6 protein-coding genes are annotated in these 6,561 nt (G+C 71.9%); 2 read left to right on the top strand and 4 right to left on the bottom strand.

Features of this window, described 5'->3' with window-relative positions:
* Positions 1-143: 143 nt before the first annotated feature.
* The 3 genes from Q7W29_00600 to Q7W29_00590 all read right to left on the bottom strand — a co-directional run bounded on the left by Q7W29_00600 (position 144) and on the right by Q7W29_00590 (position 3,876).
* Complete coding sequence (locus Q7W29_00600; GenBank protein MDO9170313.1) at positions 144-1,853, bottom strand: amidase; 1,710 nt, start codon at positions 1,851-1,853, stop codon at positions 144-146.
* Positions 1,854-1,905: 52 nt separating this feature from the next.
* Positions 1,906-2,988, bottom strand: a complete 1,083-nt coding sequence (locus tag Q7W29_00595) for a DUF4097 family beta strand repeat-containing protein (protein MDO9170312.1) — start codon at positions 2,986-2,988, stop codon at positions 1,906-1,908.
* Between the two features lie 165 nt (positions 2,989-3,153).
* Positions 3,154-3,876 (bottom strand): hypothetical protein, encoded by a 723-nt coding sequence (locus Q7W29_00590; GenBank protein MDO9170311.1) that lies wholly within the window; start codon positions 3,874-3,876, stop codon positions 3,154-3,156.
* A gap of 319 nt (positions 3,877-4,195) precedes the next feature.
* On the opposite strand from Q7W29_00590, the gene Q7W29_00585 reads away from it, so the two are divergent.
* On the top strand, positions 4,196-5,467 hold the full coding sequence (locus Q7W29_00585) for a 6-bladed beta-propeller (GenBank protein MDO9170310.1): 1,272 nt from the start codon (positions 4,196-4,198) through the stop codon (positions 5,465-5,467).
* A gap of 75 nt (positions 5,468-5,542) precedes the next feature.
* Positions 5,543-6,343: a zinc-dependent peptidase gene (locus Q7W29_00580; GenBank protein MDO9170309.1), complete on the top strand. Its 801-nt coding sequence runs from the start codon at positions 5,543-5,545 to the stop codon at positions 6,341-6,343.
* Here the strand turns inward: Q7W29_00580 and Q7W29_00575 are convergent.
* On the bottom strand, positions 6,274-6,561 hold a 288-nt coding region (locus Q7W29_00575; GenBank protein ID MDO9170308.1), incomplete at its 5' end, for a hemerythrin domain-containing protein. The two genes, Q7W29_00580 and Q7W29_00575, sit on opposite strands and share 70 nt — an antisense overlap.

Genomic DNA, 6,561 nt, shown 5'->3' with positions numbered 1-6,561 from the left:
GTCAGGCCGGAGCCGTTCAGCACGACCGTCATCACTGTCCCCTTCCAAGAAACCTGCGCGCGGAAGTGTCGACGTCGGAGACGCCGGTCCGCGCCTGGACGCAACGTTATCGCGCCGCCCGCGGGAGTCAAGCGGCGGCGGCGCTACCGGGCCGACGCCGCCCCCGACGACGCCGCCGCGTAGCGGGGCGGGTGCGCCCGGTGCCAGCCGGTCGCCTCCTGCCAGGCGCCCGCCGCGGCGAGCAGGGTCGCCTCGTCGAAGAGGCGGCCCACGAAGCACCACGCCCGCGGGTGCCCCTCGCCGTCGAACCCGTCGGGCGCCACGACGCTGGGGTGCCCGGTGAGGTTGAAGACCAGCAGGTCCTGCCCCGCGAACGACGGGCCCACGTACAGGTCGATCCCCGCGAACATCCGGTCGACCTCCGCCATGAGCTGCGCCCGCAGCCGGTTGGCCTGGAGGTACTCCACCGCGGGGATCAGGCGCGCGGCGCGGAAGATGTTGGGCCAGTCGCCGCGCCCCTGCTGCGAGAGCAGGTCGTCGCGGCCCGAGAGCGTCAGCTCCTCGAAGGCGGCGGCCGCCTCGGCGGTCAGGATCACCGACAGCGGCATCGCGTCGGTGCGCGGCAGCTCGACGGGCACCAGTTCGGCGCCCAACCCGCGCAGCGCCGCGAGCGCTGCGCGGTCCCGGGCGAGGCCGGGGTCCTCGCGGTCGCCCGCGGTGTCGAAGGCCGCGGGCGCGAAGCCGACCCGCAGCCCGCGCAGGTCCGCGCGCGGCGCGTACGGGAACGGCGCCTCGATCACCGAGGGGTCCCGCCCGTCGGCCCCGCGGATCGTCTCGAAGACCAGCGCACAGTCCTCGGCGCAGCGGGCCATGGGCCCGAGCTTGTCCATCGACCAGCTCAGGGCCATCGCCCCGGCGCGGCTGACGCGGCCGAAGGTCGGCCGCAGGCCGGTCGTGCCGCAGCGCATCGACGGCGAGACGATCGAGCCCCAGGTCTCCGAGCCGATGGCGAAGGGCAGCAGGCCCGCCGCCACCGCCGAGGCCGGGCCGGCGGAGGAGCCGCTGCTGCCCTGCTCCAGGTCCCACGGGTTGCGGGTCTGGCCGCCGAACCACTGGTCGCCCATGGCCAGGGCGCCCAGGGTCAGCTTGGCGCAGAGCACCGCGCCCGCCGCCTCGAGCTTCGCGACGACCGTGGCCGTCTCGTCGAGCGTCTGGTCCCGGTAGGGTTCCGCGCCCCAGGTCGTGCGTGTGCCGCGCACCGCCAGCAGGTCCTTCACGCCGTAGGGCACGCCGTGCAGCGGCCCGCGCCAGCGCCCGGCGGCGATCTCGCGGTCGGCGCGGCGGGCCTGCTCCCGCGCGATCTCCGGCGTCAGCGAGACGACGCACGCCAGTTCCGGCCCCAGCCGTTGGAGACGGCCGAGGAACAGTTCGGTGAGTTCCAGGGAGGTGACCCGCCGCGAGCGCAGCAGGGCGGACAGCTCGCCGACGGTCGCGAAGGCGAGATCCTCGAGGTCGGCCGGCCGCGGCGGCGCCGCGGTCTCGCGCCAGCGCGGCGGCCGGTCGGGGACCGTCGGGCGGAATCCCGCCGGCCGCGGGTCGAAGACCAGCGGCGGCGCCACGTCGTTGGCGGGGGTGCGGGCCCGCAGGGCGAGGAAGGCGGCGCGCTGCTCGGCGAGGTCCTCGCGCATCAGCGCCCGCTCGCGCGGCGTGAACTCCAGGCCCAGCAGGGCCTCGGCTTCCGCCAGGCCGGCCGCGGGGGGAGCGTCGCCCTCGACGATCTTCTCCCCACAGCCGGTCAGCAGCCACAGCGCCGCGAACAGCGGCGTCACGGTCTTCAGGAGGCGCACGTTCATGGGACCACTCCCCGGTTCGGGCCCTTGCCGGCCGGGGGATGATACCACGGTCCTACTGCATGCGAACCCTGATCCCGCCGCTGCCGGTGTCCAGGGTCACCTGGGCCTCCCCGCCGCCCACCGTGAACTCGAGCTCGTCGGTGTGGCGACCCGGGGCCGCGACGCCGGGCACGTCGACGTGCACGCCGCCGCTGCCGGTCTCGGCCGTCACGCGGCAGGACGCGTCGCGCGGCAGGACCAGTTCCACGCCGCCGCTGCCGGTATCGACGACGAACCGGCCGCCACCCATGCGCGTCAGCTGCAGCAGGACGGAGCCGCTGCCGGTGTCGATCAGCGCGGACCCGGCGTCGACGGCCTCGGCCTGCACGCCGCCACTGCCGGTGTCGGCCACGAGCCGCTCGCAGGCGACGTCCTCGAGCGTCACGCCGCCGCTGCCGGTGTCGGCCTTGATCTCCTCGCCGCGGCAGCGCCGCATGACGACTTCGCCGCTGCCGGTGTCGGCGGTGGCGTCGCCGTCGATGTCCAGGAACTCCACCGAACCGCTGCCCGTGTCGGCCAGGACCGAGCCCACGATGCCGCGGGCCGCCACCGACCCGGAACTGATGTCCAGCACGAGGTCGCCGCGCACGCCCTCGGCCTCGATGCGGCCGACGCCCAGGCGGACGTCGGCCTCGCGGCCCGCGGGCACGCGCACGGTCACGTCGGCCCAGAGCTGCAGCCCGCGGCCCTTGCCGCGCACGGTCACGCGCTCGCTGCCGAGCAGCATCGACACGGCTTCCCAGAAGTCGTGGTTCCCCTCGTCGCGCTGGTCGAACTGGATGGACGTCTTGCCGTTCTTCAGCGGCGGGTAGACGTAGTCGCGCTCCTTGTCGAGCGGGAAGTCGACCCGCAGCGTGCGCTCGTCCTCGTCCACGACGATGTCCAGGCGATCGCGCCGGGCGTCCACGCCCTTCACGGCGACCTCCACCTCGAAAGCGTCGCCCGCGGCCGGCAGGACGCGCACCTCCCCGATCAGGTCGATCACGTGGAGCGACGCGAGGTCGAGGGTGAAGCTTTCGGTGAACTCCTGGGCGGCCAGCGGTCCGGCCAGCAGCAGGACCAGCAGGGCGGCGGCGGGGACGACGGATCGGCGCATGACGGGCCTCCTCGGCACGGACGGGGATGCGGTCCGGGAGGACTCCCGGTCGCGTGGCGACCGGGATACGCACCGCGGCGGCCGGCGGTTGCATGGGCGGGGGGGCGGTGCATGCGAAGGGCCGCCTTCCCGGAGGAAGACGGCCCTGGCATGGGTCACTTCAGATCAGCGGTAGGCGGCCTTCACGCTGCTCCAGCTCGCGTCCTCGGTCGGGACCGCGCAGTCGACCTGCATCGTGAGCGTGATGACCGTGCCCCACGAGCCGTACTGCTGGCCGGCGGACGCCGGGCCGCAAGTGCCGTCCAGGAACGTCGGGTAGCCGGCCGGCTTGGTGATCGCGGGGTAGAGGCTGGTGGTCTCGCCCACGCCGACGCCGTTGCCGATGGCGAAGACCAGCGTGCAGCCGTTGTCGAAGGTGCCGCTGGTGTTGCCGTTGATGACCGCGGCCACTCCCGTGCTGACGCCGCCGATCAGCACGTACTGGACGGTCGTGATGACGGTCATGGCGCCCAGCGTCCCGGCCCCGTCGCCCCACGGCCAGCCGCCGGCGAAGAAGGCGAACGTGCCGCCGTTGAAGGTCGAAGTGTAAACGATCGTGCCCACGCCGCCGACGCGGTTGTCCTGAGCGGTCATGCTGGAGGACGTGGGGCAGCTGATCTCCCACTGCGCGCCGAGCGCGGCGCCGTCCCAGGACTGGGCGTGCAGGACGTGGGGGAAGCCGGAGTTGATGCCGGACCTCCAGGTCGCGGCGCGGCCGGTCAGGAGCTGACCACCGAGGTCGGTGGACGTGTAGATCCCCTGGACCGGATCGGCGAACGCGATCGAGGATGCCACGACGGTCACGAGCAGCAACAAGATCAGACCCGACCACAGACGCATGGATTTCATGACGGTACCCCCTGGAATTACAATGACGACGATGCCGGTCGCGCGTGATGCCGCCGGACAATGGACGGGACGTGGGGCGAGAGGGTAGGTGGGCGGATCCTGACCTCGCGTTGCGCATCATACCGGAAACGATACCTAATTGTCAACCATGGGGTCGATCTCACCGTTTCGGGCCGATTATTTGATCGTTGATATCATTTAGGGCTGGGACCCCCGGCCGGCGCCCCGCATCAGTTGACGGCGGAACGGACGGGGAGCAACCTGGAGCCGTCGGGCACGTACGAACGCCCCGGCAACACCATCCCGGGAGGTCGTCAAGATGCTCGCAAGCTTACGTTTGTCCCCGAAGGTCATCGTGCTGTTCACCGCCGCCCTGCTCCTCGCCGCCGCGGCCGGGACGGCCCTCGCCGCCGCCGAACAGGTCACCGTCGACGGCGTGCTGCACGTGCGCAACGGCGCCAAGCCGGCGGGCGGGGTGCGGACCCTGACCCTGAAGGAGATCTGGCGCGCGGGCGGGGAGGACGACGAGGAGAGCATCTTCGGCCTGATCACCCGCGTCGTCGCCGACGCCGCCGGCAACGTCTACCTGCTGGACACGCAGCTCCACCAGGTCCACGTCTTCGACAGCAAGGGCGCGTTCACGCGCACCCTCAGCCGCGAGGGCGAGGGCCCCGGCGAGGTGCGCTACCCCGTCGACATGCTCTTCATGCCCGACGGCACGCTGGGCCTGGTGCAGACCTTCCCCGGCCGCATCGTCTGCGTCGACCTGAACGACACGCCGGCCAAGACCTTCGTGCCCGGCGGCGACGCCCCCGCCGAGGGCGGCTTCCTGACGCTGTCGGACGTGCAGGGCCGGGGCGGGCGCCTCGTGCTCGGCGGCGTCGAGAGCACGATCAACCAGACCGAAGGCTTCCAGGTCCGCGACAACTTCATCCGCAGCTACGCGGCCGACGGCAAGCCGCTGGTGACCTACGCGCACAAGTCGCGCAAGTACGAGTTCAGCAAGCTGTCCATCGACGAGGAGACCGAGTACTTCCCGCAGTTCCGCAAGTGGGTGCTCGGCAACGACGGCCGCGTCTACGTCGCCTCGCAGCGCAACGCCTACGCCATCGACGTCTACGCGCCCGACGGCAAGCTCGAGCGCGTGATCGAGCGGCAGTACGTGAACTGGACCCGCACGCCCGACGAGCACGCGCTGGTCGAGTCGATCATGACGGCCCAGCTGCGCAACATCCCGTTCCCCGTCGAGCACTCGGTCTCCAAGACCGAGGAGACCATCAACGGCATGATGCTGGGCGAGGACGGCAACCTGTGGGTCCTGAGCAGCCGCGGCTGGCACGAGCAGCCGGCCGGCATCCTGGCCACCTACGACGTCTTCTCCCCCGCGGGCGAGTTCCTGGAGCAGGTCCGCGTGGCCTGCCCCGGCGACAGCAGCAAGGACGCCCTGATGGAGGGCGGCAAGGGGCGCTTCGTGGTGGTCAAGGGCTTCACCGACGCCATGGTCACCCTGCAGACGCAGGGCGCCGCCGGCGGGACCGAGGAAGGCGAGGAGCCCGCGCCCATGGAGATCATCTGCTACGGCGTGAAGTGACCCCGGCCCCTGGTTGACTGAGGAACGGGTCCCGCCGACAATGGCCGGACCCGTTCCCCGTTCCGGAGGCACCGCATGCTGGACTTCTTCAGGCGACGACGCCACGCCAAGCTGAGGGCGCGGCCCTTCCCCGCCGAACGGCTCGCCGTCGTGGAGCGCAACGTCCCCTTCTGGCGCCACCTGCCAGCCGACGCGCGCGCCGAGCTGCTGGGCCTGGCCCAGGTCTTCCTGGCCGAGAAGAACTTCGAAGGCTGCGGCGGGCTGGCGCTGACCGACGAGATGCGCGTGACGGTCGCCGCCAACGCCTGCCTGCTGCTGCTGGGGCGCGAGACCGGCGTCTACCCGCGGCTGCAGTCGGTGCTGCTCTACCCGACGACCTTCGTCGCGCAGGTCGCGGAGGAGGACGGGACGGGGCTGGTCGACGAGTACGACGACGAGATGGACGGCGAGGCCTGGGACATCGGCGCGGTCGTGCTGGCCTGGGACGAGGTACTCCACGACGCGCGGCACGGCCGCGACGGCCGCCACGTCGTGCTGCACGAGTTCGCCCACCAGCTGGACCAGGAGACCGGGGAGGCCGACGGCACACCCCGCCTGGCGACGGGGCACGCGGAGTGGGCGCGGGTGTTCGCCGAATCCTACGGGAAGCTGCAGAGGGACGCGGACAAGCGGCGGCCGACGGTGCTGGACACCTACGGCGCCGAGGACCCGTCGGAGTTCTTCGCGGTGGCGACCGAGAGCTTCTTCGAGGACCCCGTCGCGCTGCGCCGCCGGCACGCCGACCTCTACGCCCAGCTGCAGGGACTCTACAGGCTGGATCCGGCCGGGCTGGTCGCCTCGTCCTCGACCTCGACTCCGGACAGGCCCCTGGCGTAGCGACCGATCTCCTGGTCCGACGTCATGATGTGGTGCCCGACCCAGTTGATCAGGAATTCCAGCACCGGCATGCTGATGCGCTCCATCTCCAGGCGCCTCTGGAAGCGGCGGACCTTCTCCACGAGCTGCTCGTGCTCGTGCCGGTGGTTATCCAGGGCGGGATACCCGATCTCCGCCATGTAGGCTTCCTCGTCCCGGAAATGCGTCTCGGTGTAGGT

Source organism: bacterium (assembly GCA_030654305.1).
GTDB lineage: Bacteria > Krumholzibacteriota > Krumholzibacteriia > LZORAL124-64-63 > LZORAL124-64-63 > PNOJ01.
This window is presented reverse-complemented; position numbering and strand designations above follow the sequence as displayed.

Excerpts from the sequence above, each read along its gene's own strand:
- Q7W29_00600 (MDO9170313.1), bottom strand. The coding sequence starts at position 1,853 with ATGAACGTGCGCCTCCTGAAGACCGTGACGCCGCTGTTCGCGGCGCTG.
- Q7W29_00585 (MDO9170310.1), top strand. The coding sequence starts at position 4,196 with ATGCTCGCAAGCTTACGTTTGTCCCCGAAGGTCATCGTGCTGTTCACC.
- Q7W29_00580 (MDO9170309.1), top strand. The coding sequence starts at position 5,543 with ATGCTGGACTTCTTCAGGCGACGACGCCACGCCAAGCTGAGGGCGCGG.
- Q7W29_00590 (MDO9170311.1), bottom strand. The coding sequence starts at position 3,876 with ATGAAATCCATGCGTCTGTGGTCGGGTCTGATCTTGTTGCTGCTCGTG.
- Q7W29_00595 (MDO9170312.1), bottom strand. The coding sequence starts at position 2,988 with ATGCGCCGATCCGTCGTCCCCGCCGCCGCCCTGCTGGTCCTGCTGCTG.